This is a genomic window from Mycobacteroides sp. CBMA 271, assembly GCF_009729205.1.
GTDB lineage: Bacteria > Actinomycetota > Actinomycetes > Mycobacteriales > Mycobacteriaceae > Mycobacterium.
The window spans coordinates 178,339-202,770 of record NZ_VTHB01000005.1 but is presented as its reverse complement, the minus strand read 5'-3'; the positions used below and the strand labels follow the sequence as shown (position 1 = coordinate 202,770).

General features: G+C 62.7%; 25 protein-coding genes, 1 tRNA gene and 1 pseudogene. 13 read left to right on the top strand and 14 right to left on the bottom strand.

The genetic code is table 11. The features are described from left to right. The first annotated feature begins 143 nt into the window (after positions 1–143). The 5 genes from FZI91_RS14735 to FZI91_RS14715 all read left to right on the top strand — a co-directional run bounded on the left by FZI91_RS14735 (position 144) and on the right by FZI91_RS14715 (position 3,761). Entirely contained in the window at positions 144–1,259 is a 1,116-nt protein-coding gene (locus tag FZI91_RS14735; protein ID WP_155939742.1) for an oxygenase MpaB family protein, read from the top strand. Positions 1,260–1,691: 432 nt separating this feature from the next. Further along, on the top strand, positions 1,692–2,324 hold the full coding sequence (locus FZI91_RS14730; protein ID WP_155939741.1) for an MspA family porin: 633 nt from the start codon (positions 1,692–1,694) through the stop codon (positions 2,322–2,324). 10 nt (positions 2,325–2,334) lie between these two features. Further along, positions 2,335–2,886, top strand: a complete 552-nt coding sequence (locus tag FZI91_RS14725) for a hypothetical protein (protein ID WP_162526078.1) — start codon at positions 2,335–2,337, stop codon at positions 2,884–2,886. Between the two features lie 200 nt (positions 2,887–3,086). Further along, on the top strand, positions 3,087–3,395 hold the full coding sequence (locus tag FZI91_RS14720) for a hypothetical protein (RefSeq protein WP_155939740.1): 309 nt from the start codon (positions 3,087–3,089) through the stop codon (positions 3,393–3,395). 9 nt (positions 3,396–3,404) lie between these two features. Continuing rightward, on the top strand, positions 3,405–3,761 hold the full coding sequence (locus FZI91_RS14715; RefSeq protein WP_155939739.1) for a WXG100 family type VII secretion target: 357 nt from the start codon (positions 3,405–3,407) through the stop codon (positions 3,759–3,761). On the opposite strand, the gene FZI91_RS14710 is transcribed toward FZI91_RS14715, so the two are convergent. The 6 genes from FZI91_RS14710 to infC form a co-directional block, all read right to left on the bottom strand. Beyond that, positions 3,762–3,832: transfer RNA gene (locus FZI91_RS14710), tRNA-Cys, on the bottom strand. It abuts the gene before it with no gap. Between the two features lie 64 nt (positions 3,833–3,896). Beyond that, the gene (locus tag FZI91_RS14705) at positions 3,897–4,859 is read right to left on the bottom strand and encodes an oxidoreductase (RefSeq protein WP_155939738.1); all 963 of its coding nucleotides are present in this window, start codon (positions 4,857–4,859) and stop codon (positions 3,897–3,899) included. A gap of 66 nt (positions 4,860–4,925) precedes the next feature. Further along, complete coding sequence (locus FZI91_RS14700) at positions 4,926–5,678, bottom strand: RNA methyltransferase (RefSeq protein WP_162526079.1); 753 nt, start codon at positions 5,676–5,678, stop codon at positions 4,926–4,928. Between the two features lie 32 nt (positions 5,679–5,710). Then, positions 5,711–6,100 (bottom strand): 50S ribosomal protein L20, encoded by a 390-nt coding sequence (gene rplT / locus FZI91_RS14695; RefSeq protein ID WP_155939737.1) that lies wholly within the window; start codon positions 6,098–6,100, stop codon positions 5,711–5,713. Between the two features lie 64 nt (positions 6,101–6,164). Continuing rightward, the gene (gene rpmI, locus FZI91_RS14690; RefSeq protein WP_155939736.1) at positions 6,165–6,359 is read right to left on the bottom strand and encodes a 50S ribosomal protein L35; all 195 of its coding nucleotides are present in this window, start codon (positions 6,357–6,359) and stop codon (positions 6,165–6,167) included. 48 nt (positions 6,360–6,407) lie between these two features. After that, the gene (gene infC, locus FZI91_RS14685; protein WP_309224132.1) at positions 6,408–7,040 is read right to left on the bottom strand and encodes a translation initiation factor IF-3; all 633 of its coding nucleotides are present in this window, start codon (positions 7,038–7,040) and stop codon (positions 6,408–6,410) included. Between the two features lie 294 nt (positions 7,041–7,334). Between infC and FZI91_RS23995 the strand changes: the two genes are divergently transcribed. The 4 genes from FZI91_RS23995 (at position 7,335) to FZI91_RS14665 (ending at position 12,845) form a co-directional block, all read left to right on the top strand. Beyond that, a complete protein-coding gene (locus FZI91_RS23995) occupies positions 7,335–7,718 on the top strand; it encodes a DUF1844 domain-containing protein (RefSeq protein WP_162526080.1) in 384 nt (127 codons plus the stop codon). Between the two features lie 124 nt (positions 7,719–7,842). After that, positions 7,843–11,106: a bifunctional lysylphosphatidylglycerol synthetase/lysine--tRNA ligase LysX gene (lysX, locus tag FZI91_RS14675; RefSeq protein ID WP_375234365.1), complete on the top strand. Its 3,264-nt coding sequence runs from the start codon at positions 7,843–7,845 to the stop codon at positions 11,104–11,106. Positions 11,107–11,198: 92 nt separating this feature from the next. Further along, positions 11,199–12,575: an alpha/beta hydrolase-fold protein gene (locus FZI91_RS14670; protein ID WP_155939735.1), complete on the top strand. Its 1,377-nt coding sequence runs from the start codon at positions 11,199–11,201 to the stop codon at positions 12,573–12,575. Positions 12,576–12,608: 33 nt separating this feature from the next. Beyond that, on the top strand, positions 12,609–12,845 hold the full coding sequence (locus FZI91_RS14665; RefSeq protein ID WP_155939734.1) for a hypothetical protein: 237 nt from the start codon (positions 12,609–12,611) through the stop codon (positions 12,843–12,845). On the opposite strand, the gene FZI91_RS14660 is transcribed toward FZI91_RS14665, so the two are convergent. Both FZI91_RS14660 and uvrA read right to left on the bottom strand, forming a co-directional pair. Next, complete coding sequence (locus FZI91_RS14660; RefSeq protein ID WP_155939733.1) at positions 12,842–14,323, bottom strand: AMP-binding protein; 1,482 nt, start codon at positions 14,321–14,323, stop codon at positions 12,842–12,844. The two genes, FZI91_RS14665 and FZI91_RS14660, sit on opposite strands and share 4 nt — an antisense overlap. 10 nt (positions 14,324–14,333) lie before the next feature. Beyond that, on the bottom strand, positions 14,334–17,276 hold the full coding sequence (gene uvrA, locus FZI91_RS14655) for an excinuclease ABC subunit UvrA (RefSeq protein WP_162526082.1): 2,943 nt from the start codon (positions 17,274–17,276) through the stop codon (positions 14,334–14,336). A gap of 140 nt (positions 17,277–17,416) precedes the next feature. Between uvrA and FZI91_RS14650 the strand changes: the two genes are divergently transcribed. From FZI91_RS14650 to FZI91_RS24240, 3 genes are all read left to right on the top strand, one after another. Next, positions 17,417–18,094, top strand: coding sequence for an MBL fold metallo-hydrolase (locus tag FZI91_RS14650; protein WP_155939731.1), 678 nt, complete (start codon positions 17,417–17,419; stop codon positions 18,092–18,094). A 255-nt stretch (positions 18,095–18,349) separates the two neighbouring features. Beyond that, entirely contained in the window at positions 18,350–18,649 is a 300-nt protein-coding gene (locus FZI91_RS14645; protein ID WP_155939730.1) for a hypothetical protein, read from the top strand. A gap of 11 nt (positions 18,650–18,660) precedes the next feature. After that, entirely contained in the window at positions 18,661–19,524 is an 864-nt protein-coding gene (locus tag FZI91_RS24240) for a TIGR02391 family protein (RefSeq protein WP_155939729.1), read from the top strand. On the opposite strand, the gene FZI91_RS14635 is transcribed toward FZI91_RS24240, so the two are convergent. Then, positions 19,500–20,177 (bottom strand): AbiV family abortive infection protein, encoded by a 678-nt coding sequence (locus FZI91_RS14635; RefSeq protein ID WP_166548255.1) that lies wholly within the window; start codon positions 20,175–20,177, stop codon positions 19,500–19,502. The two genes, FZI91_RS24240 and FZI91_RS14635, sit on opposite strands and share 25 nt — an antisense overlap. A 142-nt stretch (positions 20,178–20,319) precedes the next feature. Continuing rightward, the gene (locus FZI91_RS14630; RefSeq protein WP_155939727.1) at positions 20,320–20,940 is read right to left on the bottom strand and encodes a hypothetical protein; all 621 of its coding nucleotides are present in this window, start codon (positions 20,938–20,940) and stop codon (positions 20,320–20,322) included. A gap of 366 nt (positions 20,941–21,306) precedes the next feature. Here FZI91_RS14630 and FZI91_RS23985 point away from each other — a divergent pair. Continuing rightward, positions 21,307–21,497: pseudogene (locus tag FZI91_RS23985) on the top strand (MBL fold metallo-hydrolase); the annotation flags it as partial. Here FZI91_RS23985 and FZI91_RS14620 read toward each other — a convergent pair. The 4 genes from FZI91_RS14620 to FZI91_RS14605 form a co-directional block, all read right to left on the bottom strand. Beyond that, positions 21,494–21,934, bottom strand: coding sequence for a hypothetical protein (locus FZI91_RS14620; RefSeq protein ID WP_155939726.1), 441 nt, complete (start codon positions 21,932–21,934; stop codon positions 21,494–21,496). The pseudogene FZI91_RS23985 and the gene FZI91_RS14620 sit on opposite strands and share 4 nt — an antisense overlap. Before the next feature lie 447 nt (positions 21,935–22,381). Next, the gene (locus tag FZI91_RS14615; RefSeq protein WP_155939725.1) at positions 22,382–23,143 is read right to left on the bottom strand and encodes a hypothetical protein; all 762 of its coding nucleotides are present in this window, start codon (positions 23,141–23,143) and stop codon (positions 22,382–22,384) included. Positions 23,144–23,186: 43 nt separating this feature from the next. Next, the gene (locus tag FZI91_RS14610) at positions 23,187–23,750 is read right to left on the bottom strand and encodes a hypothetical protein (protein WP_162526084.1); all 564 of its coding nucleotides are present in this window, start codon (positions 23,748–23,750) and stop codon (positions 23,187–23,189) included. Between the two features lie 163 nt (positions 23,751–23,913). Further along, positions 23,914–24,354, bottom strand: a complete 441-nt coding sequence (locus tag FZI91_RS14605) for a universal stress protein (RefSeq protein ID WP_155939724.1) — start codon at positions 24,352–24,354, stop codon at positions 23,914–23,916. Positions 24,355–24,432 lie beyond the last annotated feature (78 nt).

The window sequence follows — 24,432 nt, the reverse complement described above, 5'->3', positions numbered from 1 at the left end:
TCGCCGTCCGTCGGCGCTGGTAGCGGCGGAGTGGAGTTACGGACACGGATGGCAAACGGTTCCGAACACCGTTGACGTATTCGTTGACAACGTCAGTTGTCACCCATAACGTACGTGATAGGCACCACACAGGAGGGTCAACGATGACATCCGCCACTGCCGATCGAGGCACCCGCCGATCTACCCCCACGCGTTCGTTGCGTGCGCATCCAGCCCCAGAATCTGGGGGCGAAATCGATCAGGACGAGACTCCGCAACCGCTCGGTCCAGATTCGCTGACGTGGAAATACTTCGCGGATCTGCGTACCGGACTGCTGGGTGTGTGGATCGGGTCGATCCAGAACATGTACCCCGAGCTAGGTGCCGGCGTCGAGGATCACTCGATTCTGCTCCGCGAACCCTTGCAGCGAGTGGCGCGTTCGGTCTTCCCCATTATGGGTGTGGTCTACGACGGTGATCGCGCCGCCCAGACCGGGCGACAGATCCGCGGCTATCACGACACCATCAAGGGTGTGGACGCGAAAGGGCGCCGGTATCACGCCCTCAATCCAGACACCTTCTACTGGGCGCACGCGACCTTCTTCATGCTCATCATCAACACGGCCGAGTACTTCTGCGGCGGGCTCACCGAGGCCGACAAGCGCCAACTCTTTGCCGAGCATGTGCAGTGGTACCGGATGTACGGCATGAGCATGCGGCCCGTGCCCAACTCATGGGAGGAGTTCCAGGAGTACTGGAAGCGGGTCTGCGCCGACGAGCTAGAGATCAACCGGGCGACGCTGGATATCTTTCGGATCCAGATCCCCAAGCCGAAGTATGTACTGATGCCGGATTTTCTGTGGCATCAGATGTGGGCGCCCGCGCGGGCCTTCCAGAACTGGGTGGCGGCCGGGGTGTTCGATCCGTCGGTCCGCGAGAAGGCCGGAATGCGGTGGACCCCAGGCGATGAGGTACTTCTTCGATTGTTTGGGAAGGCGGTCCAGCTGGCATTCAGCCCGCTGCCCGACGATATTCGGCTCCACCCTCGCGCGGTGTCGGCGTACAAGCGCTCCCGGGGCGATTTGCCTGCGGACGCACCTCTCATCGAGGCCCCCAAAATCACCGCTCCGCCAAGGGAGCGGCGCGGGATGCCCATGCACTACGTGCCGCCGTCGGCACAACCGAAGTCGATCGCGGCACGAGTGGGCGAGCTGCTACATGCCACCTTTTCGCTTGCATCTCCCCCGACGGTGGCACGCGGTCGCAGGGACGTGGCATAGCGAATTTCCGTCGTTTACAAGACGTTTACGCGCCCTGGTTGTTGTGTAGACCACAGTTCAAATATTCTTCTGGCAGACGAAATCGAATCGTCCGGATAATGGGTTTACGTTGCCGTAGATGCCCCGACATCCGCCGTTCACTCTGCGATTAGCGCTGCATACAGCCTGTTTTGCGTCATTGACGCCCTGAGCTGGGCAAATGTCCAGCAACGAACATCAACTCACAGCGAATGAATCACGAAAGTGAGCGGTCATGTCAGCCGAGTCCATTCCTGGGATTTTCCTGTGAATTTTGGCCAGCGACGCCGCTGGTGGAGGCGTATCTTCGCCTCAGTTCACATCACGATCCCGTCACGACCGGTAATCAAAGGCGCTGCAACATTTCTCAAATGCAGCGCCAATTATGCCCTCAAGGGGAAGCGAGGCACTTTCATGGCAGTTGTTCCACGCGTCGGCGCCGTCATGGCGATGGTCGCCACGATCTGCATGCTGGGTACAGCGACGGCGTCCGCCGATCCGGTGTCGATGGCGGCTCAGACGTACACCAAGATAAGTCGTGACGGGTGGACTCTGATGATCCGGATCGACCACGAGTCGATCAACTCGATACCCAACCTCGCTGAGGCATCGAACTCCCGGGAAGCCTTCGTGACGTTTGACGCCACCGCCATAGCCACCGGCGGATCGGCTCCGATTACCGACAGCCTCTTCATTGCCGGCTACCAACTCGGTTGTCAGACAGATGTTTCCAGCGGTCTACAAATCGGCGGCACCGGTGGTCTGGCAGGAAATGTGGGCTACAGCGGTGGTCCGCAAGTGGGCGGCGCCGGCGGCGTGGCTGGCTTCGCGCAGACCATCCTGCAGCCCGGTGTGATCACCGATCTGCCGCTGGCCAATATGGCGCTAAGCGACGGCGGGAAGGCGATGCTTGACGTGGACAACCTGCACGTCAAGGCGGATGCTTGCGGAGGCGACGTCACCATCCGCTCGTACGTGTACCTGCGGATCTCGACCGCTGCCGCGCACACCGAATTCGCCATCTATGGCGACCCGATGAAGATCTAGGGAGGTTCTTGTGCCGAAACGAAGAATCGTCGCGACGGTGGCCACGGTGGCCGGAGCGTTGGCGCTCGGCGGGCTTGCCGCTCCCACGGCCGCGGCGGATCCCCCATCGATTCCGTTCCTTCCGGGAGTTCCCGCGCCGCTGCCTGCGACCCCGGGTAGTTATACGTACATCTACAACAACTTCCCGGCTGTTGCGCCCGCAACGGTGGACGCACGTGGGGTCAAGATCGCGACCAATGCTGACCCTGCCGCCGGAGCCACCGGGCTCCCGGGCAGCAAGTTGGGCAACAGCGCGCATATGTCCAATCAGCTGACGTCGTCGAGCACGCGTTATGGGATCCAGGGCGGGTCCACGGCCCCCGCCCCGGCCAGTACCACCGGAGTGCAGTTCGGTGCGGGGAATGAGAATCCCGCACTGGAGGACCCGCATGGCGAAGCGCCAAAGACTGCTGCCGCAGTCGAGCCGACCGCGCCTACGGTGAATCCAGGTGCGCCGGCCCTCCCGGTGCTGGAATCGCCGGACGGTCAGCCGCCGAAGGCAGAAGAGCCAGCTGGCGGTTAGATCTGGAGCGAGTGACGGGCGAAACACGTTGCCTGACATGATTGTTGAACTCGTATCGGGCTGATGCGGGGCGCGCGAGTGCCGCCAGTTCTCCAATTCAGCGGACGGCACCCACCAAATTGGTCGGCGGCGGTTTCCGGCAGTGATTGGTTGTGTGACATAGCTGTCGCTGCTACCGTCGACCGACACGAGGGGGTGGGATGAGTTCTGGGCTCGATATCAATTCCGAAGACATCAAGAAGTTAGCCGGTGCGTTGAAGCGCACGGTCGCCGAGCTGGGCATAACCGGAAATGCTCTATCTGGGCTTGCTAGCGAAGCTCCGAAGTACTTCAAGGGCGAGGCCGCTGTCCGCATTGCATCTGCGCTGAGTGAATACAACGCGGTATGGGCAAAGGTCTCTGAGGAAGAGAACCGTATTATGGAGCAGCTTTCTGCAACGGGGATCTCGTTCGCTTCCGCTGACGACGAGTCCGCGGGCACCTTCCAAACCGGCTCACTGAATTTGTAGGGAGACGTTATGGGCGGTTCGGTGTTCAATTTTGCTGGCCTCAGCACGCTGGGGCACGAGTGGCAATCGAATATTGTCCACATGCAAGCGCTTCTGGAATTGCAGAAAGTCGACATCTCGAAGTTGGGCGCGGCGTGGACCGGCGAGGCCGGCGAGGCATTTCGTCGAGAGCAAGCTGCCTGGCAGACGCAGGCAGATGCACTTCTTGTGGCGGGGGCCAAGATCGGCGAGATGCTGCTCGCTGCGGGGGCGCAAATGGAGAAGACGGAGCAGACGGTCGTCGAGCAGCTCGAAGCCGCCAAGGACATTGACGTCGACTACGAACCGCCCCCCAAGCCTGCGCCAAAACCTACGAAGACAAAATAGAGCGAGTGACGGGACTCGAACCCGTGTGAACGGCTTTGCAGGCCGGTGCCTAGCCTCTCAGCCACACCCGCGTCGAGCACCGATATTGCCGAACCTCGGTGCCCGACACGAGTGTTGGACTCAGGGTGATCCCAGTCAGGCCTTGCCGGTGAGGGCCGAGTAGTCCGCGCCGGTCAGCTCCACTGACTTTTCCCACAGCTGGGCGGCCAGCTGCGGGTCGCGAGCCTCACGGTTGCGCGGCGCCCGCCTCACCGGCCCTCGCATACCCTGCAGCTGCGTGGGCCCCAGGTAGTCATCGGGCTGCACATCAGGCATGGTCGCCGCGTACAGCTCCCCCTCAGCACCCTGACGCTCATCCTGCAAAACCAGGCCCATGCCGAAATAGAAGGCCTTCTGCACGCCGGGCAGATTCGGGATCATCGAATCGAAAAGGTTGGTGGCAGCCACCCCGGGATGGACGTTGACCGAGAGCAGCGCGGAGCTGGCTGCCGCGGCCTTGCGGGCCAGTTCGGAGCCGAACAGCATGCAAGCCAATTTGGAGGCGCGGTACGCGGTCAACCGGTTGTACGGCCGCCGGTTGAAGTTCAGATCGTCGACGTCCAAGTTATTGCGGCCCTGGGCGTGCGCGATGCTGCCCAAAGAGATGACCCGCGGCGCGTCGGCGGCGAGCAGCGAGGGCAGCAGCGCGTCGGTGAGAACGAAGTGTCCCAGGTGGTTGACGCCGATCTGCGTCTCGAACCCTTCGGCGGTGCGCCGCAACGGGATTGCCATCAGCCCGGCGTTGTTGAGCAGCACGTCGATCTTCGGTGCCTGGGTGCGGATGGCTTCGGCGGCCGAGCGTACCGAGGCGAGGCTGGTGAGGTCGAGCTCGACAAGCGCATGGTCGGCGTTCGGTCCGAGGGAGCGGACCTTGTTCAGGGCGGCGCGGCCGGTGTCCTGGTTGCGGCAGGCCAGCACCACGCGGGCGCCGGCGCGGGCGAGCGCCTCGGCAGCGACCAGGCCTAGGCCGTTGTTTGCGCCGGTGATGACGTGTGTCTTACCGGTCTGGTCGGGAACATCCGACTCGCGGAAGTGCCTGATCTGCAGGGGTGCGGGCATGAGGTTCCTCGATCCGTGGAAGTTACTAGTACTCGTTGTTACGGCTATGTCGGATAGTACTGGAGGCTATTGACTGCGATGCATCCGCGCTGTGGCGTACAGGCAAATCGAGGCCGCGCTGGCCAGGTTGAGACTCTCGGCTCCCCCGCGCATGGGGATCACGATCCGATGCGTCGCCAAGGCCGCGGTGGCGTCATCCAATCCGTGGGCCTCGTTCCCGAACATCCATGCGCACGGACCGGACAGAACGGTGTCGGCGTCGTCGAGAGACAGATCCCCATCCAGAGTGGTGGCCAGAATGGCGACGCCCTGCTGCGACAACCCTTTGAGGATGGTCTCGGCGCTGACGTCGGAGACCACCGGGATGTTGAAGATACTGCCCGCGGAGGCGCGCAGGGTCTTGCCGTTGAACGGATCGACGCTGTTTCCCGCGAGTATCACCGCGTCGGCGCCCATGGCATCGGCTACTCGGATGAGGGTCCCTGCATTGCCGGGCTCCGAGATATCCACCGCCACCACGACGAATCGTGGCGAACGGGCCAGCACCTCGGCATGGGGTACCGCGATCGAACGGCACAACGCCACCAGTCCGACAGGAGTGACGGTGTCGGACAACGCCTTCGCGGCACGGTCGGTCACGAGACGCACGGGGGTTGAGGACAGCAGGGCGGCGAATCGCGCCACGGCGGACTCGGTCGCGAAGACTTGTTCCACCACGCCGGAGTGCAGCGCAGCCTCAACCAGGTTGGGTCCTTCTGCCAGAAAAAGACCGGCCCGCCGACGGGCGGCGGGCCGGTGCAGTTTGACCGCGTCGATCACTGTCTGTGATCGCTCGGTCAGAGGCAAGTTGCTCAGGCGGCTTCGCCGGCCGGGGCGTTGACATCCTCGGGCAGTGCAGCCTTGGCGATCTCGACCAGCGCGGTAAACGCGGCGGCATCGCTTACGGCCAGCTCGGCGAGGTTCTTGCGGTCAACCTCGACACCAGCGATCTTCAATCCCTGGATGAAGCGGTTGTAGGTGATGTCGTTGGCGCGAGCCGCGGCGTTGATGCGCGCGATCCACAGCTTGCGGAACTCACCCTTGCGGGCGCGACGGTCCCGGTAGGCGTAGGTCAGCGAGTGCAGCTGCTGCTCCTTGGCCTTCCGGTATAGGCGCGACCGCTGACCGCGGTAGCCCTTGGAGGCCTTCAGGATTGTCCGGCGCTTCTTCTGGGCATTGACGGCCCTTTTCACGCGTGCCATAAGTCTGTTCCTTCTAGTAATGCAGTGTGGTGCTGAGTATTGGGGTGGTCGTAAACGAGGCTGGCTAGCCGGCCAGCATCTTCTTGACGCGCTTGGTGTCGTTCTCTGCTACCACGGCGCGGCCGTCGAGACGGCGGGTGCGGGAGGTGGGCTTGTGCTCCATCAGGTGGCGACGGTTCGCCTTCTGACGCACGATCTTTCCGCTGCCAGTGGTGCGGAAGCGCTTCGACGCACCGCTGTGGGTCTTGGCCTTGGGCATCTTGTGTTCCCTGTTCTTCGTTGTGTCGGTACTTAGGTACTTGGGGTACTAAGTCGTTTGTTCGGTGGGCGTCTGTTCGACGGGCGCCTGTTCAGCGGGTGCGGTCGCCGGGACAGGTGCCGGCCCTGCGGGCCCCTCTGCCTGCTGGGCAGCCTTGGCCCGAGTCTTCGCGCCACGGTGCGGCGCCAGCACCATCGTCATATTGCGGCCGTCCTGCTTGGCCGACGTCTCCACGAAGCCGTACTCGGCGACGTCCTTGCCGAGCCGCTGCAGCAGCCGGTATCCCAGTTCGGGGCGGGACTGCTCGCGTCCGCGGAACATGATCGTGACCTTGACCTTGGATCCGGCTTCCAAGAAGCGGACCACATGGCCCTTCTTGGTTTCGTAGTCGTGATCGTCGATCTTCGGCCGCAGCTTCTGTTCCTTGACGACGGTTTGTTGCTGATTCTTGCGAGACTCGCGCTCTTTCAAAGCCGTCTCGTACTTGAACTTGCCGTAGTCCATGATCTTGCAGACCGGGGGCCTGGCATCGGGAGCTACCTCGACAAGGTCGAGATCGGCGTCGGCGGCGACGCGGAGCGCATCCTCGATCCTCACGATGCCGACCTGCTCGCCCTTCGGGCCGATCAGGCGGACTTCGGGTACTCGGATGCGCTCGTTGATCCGGGTCTCAGTGCTGATGTGGCCTCCCTGGCTCGTCTTCTACTGTCATGACCGGACGTGGTCCGGGGACGTCAGGGAAGCACCGAGCGGGGCCCATCAGCACTCTGTTCATATCGAACAGAAAAGCCCTGCTCATGGCAGGGCCCGTAGCCGACCGGTCATGGCGAAAACGCCATTCTGCATGCGCAGAACAAGCTCCCTTGCGGGATGCTGGGACCGGACCGCTGGATCGTGAGATCAGCGGTGGGAGCGGGACTCCACTTGGTGTCCCCGGCGTAACCGGGAACGGTCGTGCGTGTCACTCTAGCAGCCGTGACCGATGACCTCGAAATTCATGACATCCCATCCGGAGGCGAAGCCCGGGATGCCGCCCCGAATGACGACTCTGTTCGTGACCTGGCGGATATCCCGGCAATCGAGGTGATCACCAAGGCGATTGTGATGCTGATGAGCTCCAGTGCCGAAAAGTTGGGACTGTCCTCCCCCGATCCGGAGGAAAGCCCGCACCGCGACCTTGACGAGGCCCGCCGGCTGATCACTGCGCTCGCCGGTCTGGTGGCCGCATCGGTCGAGTACCTCGGCCCGCATGCCGCGCCGATCCGCGACGGATTGCAGAGCCTGCAGAGGGCGTTCCGCGAAGCCAGCGCGATCCCGGACGAACCCGGACAGGGACCCGGCGAGAAGTACCTGCGATAACGCCGGAACTCGAAACTCGCAGAGAACACCAAGGCGTGCCACTTATTCTCGCAAGGTGACATTCACCAAGTCGGAAGCTCAGTTACCCGACCCGGGCCAACCCGCGACCACTCCGCTTCCGGGCATCGGCGCCAAACCTGCGAAAATACCGCCCGCCACCTCCCGGTGGCGTTGGGTGCCGCCCTTCTTCGGCTGGCTCGTCGGCATCTTGGCGATCCTGAATTTCCTGTCGAGCATCTCGCCCTTCATCCGCGTCATGACGCGGATGCCACGGGAGTTCGTCGACGAATACCTGTTCGGCTGGCCGGATAGCAGCCTGTCGTGGGCGTTCGTTCTCTCGCTGTTGGCCGCTGCGCTGGCGGTCCGCAAGAGCATTGCCTGGTGGTTCCTGCTGGTGAACCTGACGGTCCTTTCGGCGTTGAACGTCGGCGGGTACATCGAGCACCGCGACACGATCGAGCTGCTGGGGCTGATCGTGCACGGCGGGATCATCGTCCTGCTGCTCCTGGCCCGCCGAGAGTTCTATGCCAAGGTCCGTCGCGGTGCGACGGTGAAGGCGGTCGCGGTTCTGATTGTCGGTATGGCGGTGGGAACTCTCGCCGCATGGGCGCTGCTGGAACTCTTTCCCCACACTCTGGTTCCCGGCGATCGATTTTGGTGGGCGCTCAACCGTGTGGCGGGATTCTCGATCGCGTCCCATCGCGATTTCGACGGTGTGCCGCCCCACTTCTTGAACTGGTTGTTCGGGTTGTTCGGGGCGCTGGCACTGATCTTGACTGCCATCGTCCTCTTCCGCTCCCAGCGGGCCGTGAACGCGCTGACCGGCGACGACGAGTCGCTGATTCGTGGGCTGCTGGAGCGTTACGGCCAGGACGATTCCCTTGGATACTTCGCGACGCGTCGAGACAAGGCGGTCATCTTCGCGCCCAACGGCCGTGCGGCGATCACATATCGCGTCGAGGTCGGTGTGTGTTTGGTCAGCGCCGATCCCATTGGTGACAAAGCCGCGTGGGGGCAAGCGATCTCGGCGTGGCTGCAGGTGTGCCAAGCCTACGGATGGGCGCCGGCGGTGATGGGTGCCAGCGCCGAGGGCGCGCTGGCCTATCGCGAGCACGGCCTCAGCGCGTTAGAACTTGGCGACGAGGCGATCCTGTACCCGCGGTCATTCTCCATCTCGGGCCCCCACATGGCGGCCGTCCGACAGGCGGTCAATCGTGCACGGCGCTCGGGACTCTCGGTGCGCATTCGCCGCCATCGCGAGCTGGGGGCGGAGGAGACGAAACAGGTCATCGCCAACGCCGACCTGTGGCGCGACGGCAATACCGAGCGCGGATTCTCCATGGCGCTCGGCAGATTAGGTGACTCGACCGATGGCGACTGCCTGCTGGTCGAGGCGGTTGACCCGGACGGCAACGCCGTCGCCATGCTGTCGCTCGTACCCTGGGGGAGCAACGGTGTTTCCCTCGAACTCATGCGGCGCTCACGCCAATCACCCAACGGGACTATCGAATTCATGGTTACCGAGCTGCTCACTCGGGCGGAGGGCATGGGAATCGCCAGGGTCTCCCTGAACTTCGTGATGTTCCGCTCGGTCTACGCCGATGGGTCCCGGATCGGAGCCGGCCCGGTGCTCCGCCTGTGGCGCTCAGTATTGATGTTCGCGTCGAGGTTCTGGCAATTTGAGCAGTTGTACCGCTCGAACGTGAAGTACCAGCCCGAATGGGTGCCCCGGTACTCGTGCTACGAGGACGCTCGGCTCATCCCCCGGATCGGCATCGCCTCGGTAATCGCCGAAGGATTCTTGGTGCTGCCCTTCGGTACTCGAGACAAGCCTCGACACACCGGTCAATACAGCGCGGTGCCGCAGGCCATCGTGGCTACCGGCCTGCTGCATCACGACGGCAGCACCCCTGATCTGCCCGCCCCGCACTCGCCGCCGCAGCGGGTGCCCGAACAGGTCAAGGTGCGGCTTGGCAAGCTGGCCGCCTTGCAGGACAAGGGAATTGACGCCTACCCCGTCGGCTCGCCGCCGTCCCATACCGTCACCGAGGCGCTGGCCGCCGACGACGGTACCAACGTGGTCATCAGTGGCCGACTGCTGCGGATCCGCGACTACGGCGGCGTGCTGTTCGCACAACTACGCGACTGGTCGGGCGAGATGCAGCTGCTTCTCGACGACCCGGTGCTGCACCACGAGTTCACCGCCGCCATCGATCTGGGCGACTTGGTCGAAGCCAGCGGAGTCATCGGACACTCACAGAACGGCACCCGGTCTGTGCTGGTGCGGTCGTGGCGGATCATCGGGAAGTGCCTGCATCCGTTGCCGGACAAGCGCAAGGGTCTCACCGATCCCGAGGCCCGACTACGTGCTCGGTACCTGGACCTCGCCATCAATCCCGAGGCCCGCGATCAGATCGCTGCACGCAGCGCCATCGTCTCGTCGCTGCGCAATACCCTGCTCTCCCAAGGATTTCTGGAGGTGGAAACACCGATCCTGCAGCAGGTACATGGAGGCGCCAATGCCCGCCCCTTCCTCACCCATATCAATGCCTACAACTTGGATTTGTATCTACGGATCGCTCCCGAGCTCTACCTCAAGCGGCTCTGCGTGGGTGGCGTTGAGAAGGTTTTCGAACTCGGGCGAGCGTTCCGCAACGAGGGCGTGGACTTCAGTCATAACCCTGAGTTCACGCTGTTGGAGGCGTACCAGGCCCACGCCGACTACCTGACATGGGCCACCGCAACCCAACTGCTCATCCAGAACGCCGCCACGGCGGCCCACGGCAGCGAGGTGGTCATGCGAGCCGATCAGGATGGGAAGCTGGCGCCGGTGGATATCAGCGGCGAGTGGCCGATCATTCCCGTGCACGAGGCAGTTTCTCAAGCACTCGGCGAGTCCGTCGATGCGACGACGGAAGTTCCTGCGTTACAACGGCTCTGTGAATCTGTCGAGGTGCAGTTCAATCCGCGATGGGATGCCGGCCACCTAGTGCTCGAACTCTACGAGCGGCTCGTCGAGAAGCACACCACAACGCCCACCTTCTACAGCGACTTTCCGGTCTCGGTGTCGCCACTGACCCGTCCGCACCGCAGCACCGCGGGTCTGGCCGAGCGCTGGGATCTGGTGGCCTGGGGAGTTGAGCTCGGCACCGCGTACACCGAATTGACGGACCCGGTGGAACAGCGCCGCCGCCTGTACGAGCAGTCGTTGCTCGCAGCGGGTGGCGACGCCGAAGCCATGGAACTCGACGAAGATTTCTTGAGCGCCATGGAGTACGCAATGGCCCCTACCGGCGGAATGGGCATGGGCGTCGACCGCGTGGTCATGCTCATTACCGGCCGCAGTATTCGCGAGACGCTGCCATTTCCTCTCGCCAAGCCCAGGTAGCCAGCACTGCACTGAGTAGTCTTGAGTTGTTGGCATTCCGTATCCGGACTTGTCGGACAGCTGACAGACAATTCACAGAAACCTAGGTCATCATGAGTGCCGTGTCCGGTCATGATATCTCCCTGTTACACGGGAGTTTTCCCGTCGCAATGCAGGTCATTGCCGGGTTCGCGCTCATCATTGCGATCGGTCTGCGGTCCGGCCGGTGGTTTCGGCGCTGGCTGCCCATCGCACTAGTCGTCGGTGTCGCGTTGGCCGGGTGGGCCTACTGGTACATCCAATCCGAAGGCTGGGCCGACAAGGGCAATCCTGCTCCGCTCATGCTGTGGGTGTGGATCGCCCTGTCCGGCGTGGCCATCACTGTCCTACTAGTGAGCTGGCGTTCGGCTCGGTGGTGGCGTCGCGGGATCGCGCTGACAGCGGTGCCCATGACGATCCTGGCCGGGTCACTGATGCTGAACCAATGGGTCGGATATGTGCGCAGCGTCCAATCTGGTTGGGCACAGTTGACCGCAGGCCCGCTGCCCAACCAGGCGGATATGGCCACCGTGACGGCAGCACGCGCGGAGCGTCGCGGGCCGACCATGACCAAGGGCAAGCTCGTCCCGGTGGATATCCCGGCCGATGCCAGTGGATTCCGGCACCGCCAGGAAATCGTCTACCTCCCCCCGGCCTGGTTCGACTCCACCCGCACACAGCTGCCGACGATCATGATGATCGGCGGTGAATTCAATACCCCAAGCGACTGGATCCGCAGTGGGAACGCGGTCGAAGCGGCCGATGCCTTCGCCAGTCAGCACGGTGGAAACGCCCCGGTAATGGTGTTCGTCGACGCCGGCGGTTCGTTCAACAACGACACCGAATGCGTGAACGGCCCCCGCGGCAATTCCGCCGACCATCTCACCAAGGACGTGGTCCCCTTCATGGTGTCGCGCTTCGGAGTCAGCCCGCGAGCGCAGAACTGGGGCGTGGTTGGTTGGTCGATGGGCGGCACCTGCGCCGTGACACTGGCCGCCAAGCATCCCGAATTGTTCAGCACCTTCGAGGACATAGCCGGTGACATGTCACCCAACTCCGGGAACAAGGCCCAGACCATCGCCCGCCTATTCGGCGGCGACACCGCCGCCTGGGAACAGTTCGATCCGGCGACGGTGATGTCGCGTCACGGCCAATATGCGAACACCGCGGGCTGGTTCGATATCAACGGAATGCATCGCGCGGGTTCCGGAGCCATCACCAGCACCGGAGCGAAGCCAGGAGCCGCGGCGCCGGTGCCATTAAGCGATCAGGACCGCGCCGCCCATCGGCTGTGTGAAATCGGTGCGGCACAAGGGATCGCATGCACCGTGCAGCATAAGCCCGGCGAGCATAAGTGGCCGTTCGCACAGACCGCGTTCACGTCTGCGCTGCCGTGGATGGCGGCAAGAATCGGCACACCCGCGGTTCCGGACGTACCGCTCCCCCGCTAGCCGACCTGCCGGGGCGGAGTAGCGTCCACCGGTATGTCCGATACGCCTGATCCGGGATACACCGACAGCGGTGTGCCGACGTTTGAGTCGGTACGCGAGAAGATCGAAACCCGGTCCGGCACGGCCGCTGGGTCCGCTGAGCTGGACGCCGAGAGCGGCGAGGGCCGCCAGCTCGAGGAGCAATTCGAGGCCAGGAAGCGGGCCGCCGCGGAGCGCGTTGAAGAGATCCGCAAGTCGATGCACAACTCCGGCGACGAAATCGAGAGCTAGCCAGTCGCATTCCGGCGAGCAATGGCCTGCTCGCGGATAAGGCTGCGCCGCACCTTTCCGGAATCCTCGCGAAGCGGCTCCGCCACGAACTCCATGGTGCGTGGCACCTTGTACCGAACGACCTGATCCAGCAGATAGTCGCGCAGCTGCTCCTCTATGACATTCGATTCGGTATGCACAACGGCGTGCACGGCTTGTCCGAGGTCGTCATCGGGCAGACCGACGACAACACTGTCAACCACGCCGGGATAGCCGTTGATGATCGATTCCACTTCTGCGGGAAACACATTCGCACCACCGGTCACGATCAGGTCGGTGCGGCGATCACTCATATAGAGATAGCCGTCCTCGTCGAGCCAGCCGAGATCGCCGATGGATTCCCAGGTTCCCACTCGCTTGATCTCAGCGCCGAGGTATTTGTAGGGCTTGGGCATGCCTTCCCACGGCCGCATGAAAATCTCGCCCACCTCCCCTGCGGGCAAGGGATTTCCCTCATCGTCGAGGATAGTCAGTTCACCCAGCGCCGGTTTCCCAACCGAGCCACGATGGGCCAGCCATTCCTTGCCGGTGATGATGGTGCCGCCGATGGCCTCGGTGCCGGCATACAGCTCCCAAATTGTCTGCGGGCCCAGCAGGTCGATCCAGGACTGCTTCAGCCACTCTGGACACGGAGCGGCCATATGCCACAGCACCCGAATGGTGGATAGCTTGAAACCCCCTGGATGCTGGCGAATTTCGCGCAGCATTCGCGACATCATTGTTGGCACCACCTGCAACCAGGTGACCTTGTATTTGCCGATCAACTCCAGCGCCTCCGCGGCGTCGAACTTGGGTTGCACTACGAGATGGTGGCCGAGTAGTAGGCCGTACGACGAAAACATCAGCGGCGCATTGTGATACAGCGGACCGGCAACGAGCTGAACATCCCCGGCTTGCATGCCCATGACCTCACCCGCGGCGGTGCCGGTGATGGCGGCTGGGCTGGGCGCAACGATGATCTTGGGTCGGCCGGTGCTGCCACCGGATGTGGGCGCCTTCCAAGCGGGCGATACGACCAGGGGCAGTGGCCCAGCGGCAACGTCCTGGACTGTGGGCTCGAATCCCGCTGGGACACACACCCGATCCGGATGTTCGGCGGGGTCCACCCCCACCACTAGTGAGGAATCCGCGAGCCCGACGATTGCGCGACGCTCGGCCAGCGGCAACCGCCACGACACCGGCTGCGGGGTAGCGCCAAGCTTCCACACTGCAATCATTGCCGTGAAGAATTCCACCGAGTTGGGCAGCCCGATGGTGACCAGATCGCCCTCCCGCACTCCGAGGCGGCGGTACGCGTGCGCGAGGGCGGTCGCACGCCGCTCCAGTTCGGCCCTGGTGACCGATTCGGCGCCGCAGGTGACCGCGGGGGTGTCGGGCGCGGCGACCGCGAGGTCGGCGAGTATCCGGACAAAGGGTTCACCGACGGCGGCGTCGCTCATGAGTGCCACCCTAGACTGGCGCGACAACCTTCCTGGTCCGCGACTTGGCCGGCGTCTTGGCCGTGGTCTTGGTGGGCGTCTTGCCATTCCGAACCGGCTTGGGCAGCAGATCCGCCAGGAACTCGCCGGTGTAGCTGCCCGCTGTCGTTGCGACGGACTCGGGCGTGCCCTGTGCCACCACGGAGCCACCCCCGGATCCGCCCTCGGGCCCCATGTCGATGATCCAGTCCGACGTCTTGACTACATCGAGGTTGTGCTCGATGACGATCACGGTGTTGCCCTTGTCGATCAGACCGTTGATGACGGTGAGCAGCTTGCGGATGTCCTCGAAGTGCAGCCCCGTGGTGGGCTCGTCGAGAATGTAGACGGTCTTACCCGTGGAGCGCTTCTGCAGTTCGGCGGCCAGTTTCACACGCTGCGCCTCACCACCGGAGAGCGTCGGGGCGGGTTGGCCCAACCGCACATAGCCCAGGCCGACTTCCACGAGCGTCTTCAGATACCGGTGGATGGACGTTATGGGTTCGAAGAACTCGGCGGCCTCCTCGATGGGCATGTCGAGTACCTGGGCGATGGTCTTGCCCTTGTAGTGCACCTCAAGTGTTTCCCGGTTGTACCGGGCGCCATGGCATACCTCGCAGGGCACGTACACGTCAGGCAGGAAGTTCATCTCGATTTTGATGGTGCCGTCACCGGTGCACGCCTCGCAGCGACCGCCCTTGACGTTGAACGAGAACCGGCCAGGCTGATAGCCGCGCACTTTGGCCTCAGTGGTCGCCGCGAAAAGCGTGCGGATCTTGTCGAAGACTCCCGTATAGGTGGCCGCGTTGGAGCGCGGGGTGCGCCCGATGGGCGACTGGTCCACCCGAACGAGCTTGTCGACCTGGTCCAGGCCCGTCACTCGGGTGTGCCGGCCGGGCACCTGGCGTGCACCGTTGAGCTTGTTGGCCAGCACCGTGGCCAGGATGTCGTTGACGAGAGTCGACTTACCCGACCCCGAGACTCCGGTGACCGAGGTCAGCACGCCCAGCGGGAAGGCGACATCGATCTCCTTCAGGTTGTGCTCGCGCGCCCCGACCACGGTGACCTGACGCTTGGCGTCGACCGGGCGGCGCATCGGCGGCAGGGGAATGCTCTCTGCCCCAGACAAATACGAGCCTGTGACGGACTTCTTGTTCTTAAGCAACTCGGCGTAGGTGCCGCTGTGCACTACCTGGCCGCCATGCTCCCCGGCCGCCGGGCCAATATCGACGATCCAGTCGGCATGCTTGATGGTGTCCTCATCGTGTTCCACGACGATCAGCGTGTTGCCGAGATCCCGCAGACGCGTGAGCGTTTCAATGAGTCGCCGGTTATCGCGCTGATGCAGGCCGATGGAGGGCTCATCGAGCACGTACAGCACGCCGACCAGTCCGGAGCCGATCTGGGTGGCCAGCCGGATGCGCTGTGCCTCGCCGCCGGACAACGTGCCCGCCGCACGCGACAGAGAAAGGTATTGCAGCCCGACATCCAACAGGAAGCCGAGCCGGAACTGGACCTCCTTGAGAACCTGTCCGGCGATCGCCTGCTCGCGATGTCCGAGAGTCAGCGCGCCCAGGAATTGAGCGCAGTCGGCGATCGAGAGTTCGCAGACCTGTGCGATCGACTTGGTGCCGTGCTCACCGGCGGTCAGCGTGACCGAGAGGATCTCGGGCTTGAGCCGGGTTCCGTTGCACTCGGGGCACGGGATGTCCCGCATGAAGCCCTCGTACCGCTCCTTGGCCCATTCGGATTCGGTCTGCTCCATACGCCGTTGCAGGAACGCCAGCACGCCTTCGAATTCGGCGTAATACGACCGGGTGCGGCCGTACCGGTTCTTGTATCGGACATGGACCTGTTCGGTGGAGCCGTCCAGGATCGCCTTCTTGGCGGCCGCCGGCAGCTTCTTCCAGGGTGTATCGACATCGAAACCGAGGGCATCCCCGAGCCCGGACATGAGCCGGACGAAATAGTCCGCGTTTTGCCCCATCGACCATGGTGCGATCGCACCCTCGGCCAGGGTCATGTCCGGATCGGGCACCACCAGGTCGGGGTCGACTTCCTTCTTGATCCCCAGACCCGTGCATTCGGGGCAGGCACCGTAGGGCGAGTTGAACGAAAAGGACCGCGGTTCAAGATCATCCACGGCGAGCGGGTGGCCGTTGGGGCAGGCGAGTTTCTCGGAGAATCTGCGCTCACGTTCGGGGGAATTCTCTTCGGCGTCGACAAACTCAAGTACCACGATGCCGTCGGCCAGGCGCAGCGCCGTCTCCACAGAGTCCGTCAGTCGCTGCTTGGAGCTGGCCTTGACGGCGAGGCGGTCGACGACCACCTCGATATCGTGCTTCTCCTGCTTCTTGAGCTTGGGCGGGTCGGTGAGCGAGTGCACCACGCCGTCCACCCGAATTCGGCTGTATCCCTGGGAGTTCAGCTGCTCGAACAGGTCGACGAACTCGCCCTTGCGAGTACGCACCACGGGGGCGAGCACCTGGAATCGCAGGCCCTCCTCCATATCGAGCACCTGATCGACGATCTGCTGCGGCGTCTGTTTGGCGATCTTCTCCCCGCACACCGGGCAATGCGGTGTTCCGGCCCGCGCATACAGCAGACGCAGATAGTCGTAGACCTCGGTGATGGTTCCCACCGTGGATCGGGGGTTGCGGTTGGTCGACTTCTGGTCGATGGACACCGCGGGCGAGAGCCCCTCGATGAAATCGACATCGGGTTTGTCCATCTGCCCCAGGAACTGGCGGGCGTACGCCGAGAGCGACTCGACATATCGTCGTTGCCCCTCGGCGAAGATGGTGTCGAAGGCCAGACTGGACTTCCCGGATCCCGAGAGGCCCGTGAAGACGATGAGGCTGTCTCGGGGTAGGTCAAGGTCGATACCGCGCAGGTTGTGCTCACGCGCGCCCCGCACGATTAGACGGTCGGCCACCAGTGTCCTCTCACGCTGCCCCTTTCAGGCGTTTTCGCATAGCCCAGCGGTTGATTGACCAAGCCGGCTGAGTCATCGTCTCCATGCTAGGACGAGGTACCGACAACCCCCGCGTCGATGCGGGTCAGTACCGTCAGAGCATGACCTCCATCACCATCGACGACAACTACTCCGGCCACATCGAACCCGGTTCCGGTGTGGCGCGTCGCACCGTGGACGGCGCCACCATCATCAAGGCGTCGGTGGGCCCGATGGATAACAACGCCTACATCGTGACATGTGCGAATACCGGCAAGTCGCTGCTGATCGACGCCGCCAACGACGCCGAGCGCCTGGCCACCCTGCTGGACGAGAACGCCCCCAACATCGAGCTCATTGTCACCACACATCAGCACTTCGATCACTGGCAGGCCCTTGAAGCGATCGTCGGCAAGACCCAATCATCCAGTGCTGCACATGATTTGGACGCTGGACCACTTCCCGTCCGGCCCACTACGCTGCTGTCCGGGGGCGACAGCTTCGCGATCGGCGACCTGCACTTCGACGTGATCCACCTGCGCGGGCATACGCCGGGTTCGGTAGCACTGGCCTTCACCGCCAGCGGGGTGACGCACCTGTTCACCGGGGATTCGTTGTTCCCGGGCGGTGTCGGCAAGACGTTCAACCCGGGGGATTTCGACCAACTGCTCGACGATGTCCGCGTGCGGCTCTTCGGTGCGTACTCGGATTCCACGGTCGTCTACCCAGGGCACGGCGATGACACCACCCTAGGTGCCGAGCGTGGATCTCTTGGCGAATGGCGCGAACGCGGCTGGTGACGCCTCCTGTCCGGCCTTGCGGCGGGTAAGTGCAGCTCAATAGTAGTTTGTGTGTATACACCGCTCTATAGTCTCTCTTGGTTAGCAAATTTCGAGAGAGGTAGCCGTACCAATCCTGAATCACACGCCAATCCGCCATTTCCGTATGTCCCAAGACATTTGGGAGAGACTTCGCGCGAAAGCGGTGATTCGGGGTCGGCCAGTGTCAGAGATTCTGCGAACACTCATCGAAGACTGGCTTGAAACGGAGGGCGCGTGATCAACGAGACGGCACACACCACCGCAGAATCGGCCGCAATCGACCGCGCCGCTATGGCCGCTGAGCTTGGGAAGACCCAGACCATCGCCAAGGCAGTAGAGATCCACACAGCGGGGATGTCGGATGACGAGCTGCGGCCGGTGCTCTACCGACTGGCGGCCTCACACTCGGCGGCGATCAAGCTCGGGGGCTGCGATTGCGACTGTGAGAAGTGCGATCCCGACGAAGACGAAAGCACTGAGCAAAGCACCAAGCAATCCGGCCGACTTGACCTGCGGTGTGTATTGGGTCGCTAACCTGATCGCTCGTGGCGGATGCGAAGAAGAACCCCGAATATCTACGAGGCTTGGCGAAAGCGGTACAGGACTTCAAGGACGCGTTTCTTGAACTGATGGAGTTCTATATCCCCGACCAGATCGGTCCGAAGGGGATTACGCCCGCGATGTGGCTAGCGGATGAGGTGGACGAAGACGAGCTGAAGTCGAGGATGGCGCGTGTAGCTTACGCGGCCGGGCGCGCGGTGCAGGTCGCTCCAATCACCAATATCAACTTCGCCGTGCAGGGTATTGGCGTAGTCGACCCAATTACCAACTGGGAAACAGTTATTCAGCCGAAGTCCTTCTTGACCCCGGAGAACGTGACTAACGCGTGTGACAGTGCGCTGGGGCGGTTGGAAGCGCAGATCGCAAAAGCGGAAGCCGAGGCACCTCCGGAGGTCGGAGTGGCGCGGATGCACCCACTCGTGTGGGGTGCAGCTCGGATACTATGGAAAGACGGTCATTACCGCGACGCCGTACGCAGTGCGGCAGACGCAGTGGCACAACATGTTCGGTCGATTACAGGACGCCACGATGTTCAGGAGACATCAGTATGGCAGCAAGCCTTCTCCAACGACCCGCCCAAGCCAAACATGCCGCGCCTCCGCTGGCCGGGTGATCCGGCCCATCAGTCGGTCAGATCCATGAACGACGGTCTCCGCCAGTTCGCGCCGGGAGTCCAGATGACCATTCGCAACATGGCAAGCCACGGAGCAGGCGAATTCACCGAGCAGCAAGGCGTCGAGCGGTTGGCAACGCTGAGCCTGCTAGCCCAATGGGTGGACACGTGCGAACTACACGAAGATCCGGGAGTTAGGGAAGGGCCCGATCAACTTTCGTCCGGATCGGCGTAATCCGCTCTCTCCTCCATGGCTCGGATGAAGTCGGCGCAGAATTCGGGATGTGCATGCTCCAGAACAATCGCATGGAGGTCTTGCACGCTGTCGGCATCTTGCGCTGTCCCTAGTGCTTGTTTTCGAGTGTGGTCTTCGATGACCGCCATTTCCACGACGCCGGCGACACGCTCCAATTCAGTAGCCACCGGCTCGGCGGGAGCATCCAACGGAGATCCGAACTGCCCTTGGCTATCTGCGGTGCTAGCCACATAGAAACCGTCCTGTTTCGTCTGATTCACGATTGCCGGGTCACGCCCAGGAATACCCCCGGAGCCCTCTGCCCACGCGCTGTAATCACCCCAGAATGGGCCTAGTCCCTGCCCGTAAGCATCAGCGGCAGAAATCTTCTCGCGGTGATCTCTGGACTGCGCTAAGTGAGAGCGCGGAGGCACCTCGACTTCCGACGCATGCCCCTCCCATGCGGACACCGAACTGTTGTACAGGGCTTGAGCCCGCGCAAGCTCTTCCTCGGCAAGGATCAGAAGCGCGCGCGCCCGTCCGGCAGACCCATGCCCCAGCAGGACGGCGGCGTCATCGACTAGGGACACCGCGTTCGCCATCAAGGCACGCCAGTACCTTCTTGAGGCAGTTGCCGACAGCCGCATTGTCATTCCTGCCATCATGCCGAAGCAGGGTGATGTCCACAGCGGTATTCGTCCATGCCAGGAGCATTTATTGAAATTTCCGCCAGAAGTAGAGAGGACCCGATACCGAGGAGTTGGGTCCGCTCTGAAGTCTGTGGAGATTTGCCCCCTACCCCGAGCTAAGTTCAGAGGCGTGAGCAGTCAGCCGTTGGCGGGACTGGCGTCGGCGGCGGCGATTCTTCAAGGTCTCTGCCGGTGACATCCTGTCGGCCGCCGCAACTATCAGCGCCAGAACGCTTTGGCTGAGCTGTTCGGCGAGACTCCTGATCTCCTCGACATAACTCTCGAGTTGCTCGACGGTTTCCATGTCGGGTGCATCAGCTCTGACGGCCATCGTCGTGCGTAGTCGCGTTAGCGCGATGTAGGCGACCCCCATCGCCTCCCAGCACGGTGCGTCGATGATGGTCAATCTTCCAATCGCGAAAGACCTTTCAACGTCGAGCGTCGCCTTGCCTAGGGCAGTGGTTGCTGTTATCAGCTTTGCCGCTAGATGCTCGCCGGGTGGTAGGTCCTGCCGAATATGTTGGACCAGCTCGATCTGGACCATCCGCGATTCAAGCTCGCGAAGCATGAGATCGTGCGTTGTCGCGAGAAGGTCGCCAATGGCTTGGCGTTGCGGGGCTCGATACGCGTCGAGAGTGCGCCGCCGTTCGCGCAACCAGGCTAGCCCTGCCGTGAGAAGACTGCCTGCCGCGCCGCCAACCAAGGCCGCGACGACGGTCGCGCTCATGACTGGAACGAGTGGTGGGAGTGGGGCTGGTAGTACACCCCACCACCCTATGCCCACGACTCAGCCCCGAGTGGTCCGATGAAGTTCTGCCACTCGGGGCTGGCGCTCGGACCACAGAGTGCTGTCCAGCCAGGGATAGTGCTGGCCCGCAATCGAGTTCGGAGGGTTGCGCGGCGGTGCCGACCTTCACGATGGCCTGCGGCTGCAGCGCGCTGATCTTAGCGCGGGTGGTAAATGCGTTGCGCTGGAACTGGTCTCCGATTATCCGACACTCACGTTGAATACACCGTCCGCTTCCACGACGCAGGACCCGTCACCGATGACGAGCCCGGCCGTCGCCACGATATTTCTATCTTAGAACCTTCAGTCTTCCCGGGCGGCGTCGCAAGACCTTCAGTCCCGAGGACTTCAGCCAACTCCTCGATGACGTCGGTGAGCGTCTCTTCGGCGCCTACCGGGATTCCACAGTGGTGTACCCCGGGCATGGCGACGACACCACCCTGGGCGCCGAACGCGGATCGCTCGGCCAGCGGCGCGAAATGCGGCTGGTGAACTAGCGCGGTTCGGGTTCAGGTGCGGTTAGTCGCTCACGTTGGTCGAGTTCGATCTGTATCGCATTGGCCAAATTTCTCCACGATTGAGCCACCTCCTGTAGATGCGTGAGATCGAACCGAAAGCTGAAGGCCGCTGTACCTTTGGCGCCGGTGGGCTCACGCCAGGTCCACAGCGACCCATTCGCGTAGTTGTGGGCACCATGCACTAGGTGATTGCGAAACTCATGCATCTCCTTGTAGCCGTCTCTGATCTCAACAAAGAGTGCGCTCGGCGCCTCGACCTTGCGAAGTTCGTCCACAAGCCGGGCGCCGCTCAGACCGCGGCGAGGCGGTTCCTCACCAGCGGGGACCAGACAACGGTCCAGCCGCATCTCGACCAGGCCGCCGAGGTACAGCAACCGTCCGAGCGCAATCGCAAAATCGTCGGGCAGGTCATCCATACGCCCATGCTTCCTCGCGGGCGTGCCACAGAGCAAACGGTTATGACACCGTGCCGAAGCCGCCAACTGTCCAAGCGGAGGGGATGCGAGCGTGGCGAACCAATCGAAGCCCGGCATGGCGCGACATTTGTGCGGATCCACACGCATGCCCGATTTTGCACATTTGTACTGGCTACGAAGTATGCTCGAGTCGTGCGGCAGCCCTTGATAATTCGAGATACAGTGGGTTAGCTTCCGCGCCACCAGCCCCGCCGGCCGCCCGTGAAGCCGCCGCGCTCAACCGCGTCGTCTGTGTCCTGCTGGATCAGCAGGATCCTCTCAGCGGTCATCGGTCAGTGGACTTTCGTCGTGCCGGCGCGTGCGTTCATTTCGGCCGAGAGCTTGTTTGAGACGTCCGTCGACGACATGCAGGCTTGCTCGACCGACCGCGGGCCCAGAACGAGAGGATCAGCTCGTCTGAGGTCCGGCTGCCAATGGCGTAAACACTGACTGCGGAATCATCTTCTCGCAGATCCAGAGGAACCCCGATGGATCTGGGCGGACTGCAATGCCCCGTATGCATCGATCAAGCGGGGTGTCCCCCTGGACGTTCCCGAAGGGGTCGGGTTCGGCCGTCGCCTTCACCCGACCCACTTCCGCGGTGAGATACTGGTTCGCGGAGTTGATGATCGGCCCGAGCCCTGCATTACGGTCACGGACCTCGGCCTCGTCATGCCAGTACGCACTCCCGTTGCTCAGATACACATCAACATGAACGACCCGCAACTGTGAGGGTGCCTCAATCGTGGCGTGCACGGTGGCCTTGCCCTTGGTGGTTGGCACGGGCGCGGAAGGCACACCTCGAAGAAACATGCCCCACTCCGTCGAGAACCGCAGAACATGCAGTGTTCGTTTGTTGACTCTGCGACCGGTGAACGGTATCGGCAATACCTTCGTGGCGTCTACCGACATCCCTCCCCCTGCATTAGCGGCCTTGACTCCAGCCTCTCTGCGGTCGAAGTCAAATCGAAAGTGTTCCTTCCCAGGATGTTTCGGATCAGGTCCGTGAAGACTCACCTTTGTCGACTTGAGCGCCGGGTAGTTCGATTTGATGTAGAACGAGGTTGTTGACCATTCGATCAACCAGGAGTAGCCGCAGATCGACTTGTCTCGATCCAGAACGAAAAACACAATCGCGTGCTCGCCAGCCATGCTGATCGGAGTCGTCATGCCGGGCATCCAAGTCCAGACCCGTCAGCCCGGTCGCGTTTCCTCACCTAGAGACTTGCTCCAGCGGGAAGTGCACCGAGGTTCTCAATGGGTATTGAACTTCAACGAACGTATCTCCCATGCCCGACTGCAGAAGGAGACCCACTGAAGGCTGTCCATCAACGAGATTCTTTGGATTGGTCATCATCATCCGCCCCAGCCCATCGCAGTCGATCTGGAGGCTTGCCGTCGCACTATCCATCGCCGCAACCTCGACCGGACCGGAGTGCGCCGACGCGACAACAGTTGATCGGTAGCCGTCGGGCGTAATCATCCAAACGAAGAGGCGCAGGTTCAGAATCCGGCCCGCGAGCCGTCCGTAGTTTTGAACAGATACTTCAATGTGCAGTGGGTCATAGTCCGCGCCGCACATGCCTGTCAGTCTTGCGATCGGATTGATTGTCAGGATCGAACCCGCGGTATCAGCTGCGTGTCGCGTGACGGCTTCAGATGCCTGCGCGGTTCGCCACGACAAGAAGGCCGCGACCGCTGAGCTGGTTGGCGCCAGTAGAGCGACTACAGAGATGAAAATCGTAAGCAGAACCTTCTTATCTTCGACCCATCCCACCCATGTGCGGTCTGCTCCCTGATCGTCTGCGTCACTATCTGACGTGGTCCCCACAGGCTGGGAGCATAAGCGAACAACCGCGACGGGCACGCCCAGCCGCGGTTGTTGCGGAAGATCAACTTTTTCGGAGCGAGCACTCACCCCAAGCTGACCTCCAGTGGATCTACGTGGTGTGGACGATCAACACGTCGCACTTGGAGCGACGCGCGACATCCGAGGGCACCGATCCCAGCAGGCGTCCGGCGATGGTGTTGAGGCCGACGTTGCCGACCACCAGCAGGTCCGCCTTGGAGTCCACGATGAGCTGCAGCAGCGCATCCACCGGCGCGCCTTCGATCGAGCGCTCTTCCACATTCGTTGCGCCGACAGCTGCAGCACGCTCACGGGCGGTACGCAGAATGTCGTAGACGGGCGCCTTACCGGTGACCTTGTAGGCGTCCTCCTTCAGCACATCGGCGGATTGGGGGTTGCTCTCCGGGAAGTACGCGGTAGCGACGATGAGCTTGGCGCCCGCGGCGCCCGCGATGGCTCCAGCGCGGTCGACCGCCCGATATGACGAATCCGATCCGTCAGTACCGACAACGACAGTGCTGTATGCACTCATGAAAGATCCTCCAGTTCAGTTTGACCAGGCCAGATGAGATTAGCCGGGAAGGATCCCGGCCATGCGCCATTTGACTGA

Excerpts from the sequence above, each read along its gene's own strand:
- FZI91_RS14605 (WP_155939724.1), bottom strand. The coding sequence starts at position 24,354 with ATGAGTGCATACAGCACTGTCGTTGTCGGTACTGACGGATCGGATTCG.
- rpmI (WP_155939736.1), bottom strand. The coding sequence starts at position 6,359 with ATGCCCAAGGCCAAGACCCACAGCGGTGCGTCGAAGCGCTTCCGCACC.
- FZI91_RS14735 (WP_155939742.1), top strand. The coding sequence starts at position 144 with ATGACATCCGCCACTGCCGATCGAGGCACCCGCCGATCTACCCCCACG.
- FZI91_RS14630 (WP_155939727.1), bottom strand. The coding sequence starts at position 20,940 with ATGAGCGCGACCGTCGTCGCGGCCTTGGTTGGCGGCGCGGCAGGCAGT.
- FZI91_RS14715 (WP_155939739.1), top strand. The coding sequence starts at position 3,405 with ATGGGCGGTTCGGTGTTCAATTTTGCTGGCCTCAGCACGCTGGGGCAC.
- FZI91_RS14650 (WP_155939731.1), top strand. The coding sequence starts at position 17,417 with ATGACCTCCATCACCATCGACGACAACTACTCCGGCCACATCGAACCC.
- FZI91_RS14665 (WP_155939734.1), top strand. The coding sequence starts at position 12,609 with ATGTCCGATACGCCTGATCCGGGATACACCGACAGCGGTGTGCCGACG.
- FZI91_RS14660 (WP_155939733.1), bottom strand. The coding sequence starts at position 14,323 with ATGAGCGACGCCGCCGTCGGTGAACCCTTTGTCCGGATACTCGCCGAC.
- FZI91_RS14620 (WP_155939726.1), bottom strand. The coding sequence starts at position 21,934 with ATGGATGACCTGCCCGACGATTTTGCGATTGCGCTCGGACGGTTGCTG.
- FZI91_RS14720 (WP_155939740.1), top strand. The coding sequence starts at position 3,087 with ATGAGTTCTGGGCTCGATATCAATTCCGAAGACATCAAGAAGTTAGCC.
- rplT (WP_155939737.1), bottom strand. The coding sequence starts at position 6,100 with ATGGCACGCGTGAAAAGGGCCGTCAATGCCCAGAAGAAGCGCCGGACA.
- FZI91_RS14615 (WP_155939725.1), bottom strand. The coding sequence starts at position 23,143 with ATGACGACTCCGATCAGCATGGCTGGCGAGCACGCGATTGTGTTTTTC.
- FZI91_RS14705 (WP_155939738.1), bottom strand. The coding sequence starts at position 4,859 with ATGCCCGCACCCCTGCAGATCAGGCACTTCCGCGAGTCGGATGTTCCC.
- FZI91_RS14635 (WP_166548255.1), bottom strand. The coding sequence starts at position 20,177 with ATGACAATGCGGCTGTCGGCAACTGCCTCAAGAAGGTACTGGCGTGCC.
- FZI91_RS14670 (WP_155939735.1), top strand. The coding sequence starts at position 11,199 with ATGAGTGCCGTGTCCGGTCATGATATCTCCCTGTTACACGGGAGTTTT.
- FZI91_RS14730 (WP_155939741.1), top strand. The coding sequence starts at position 1,692 with ATGGCAGTTGTTCCACGCGTCGGCGCCGTCATGGCGATGGTCGCCACG.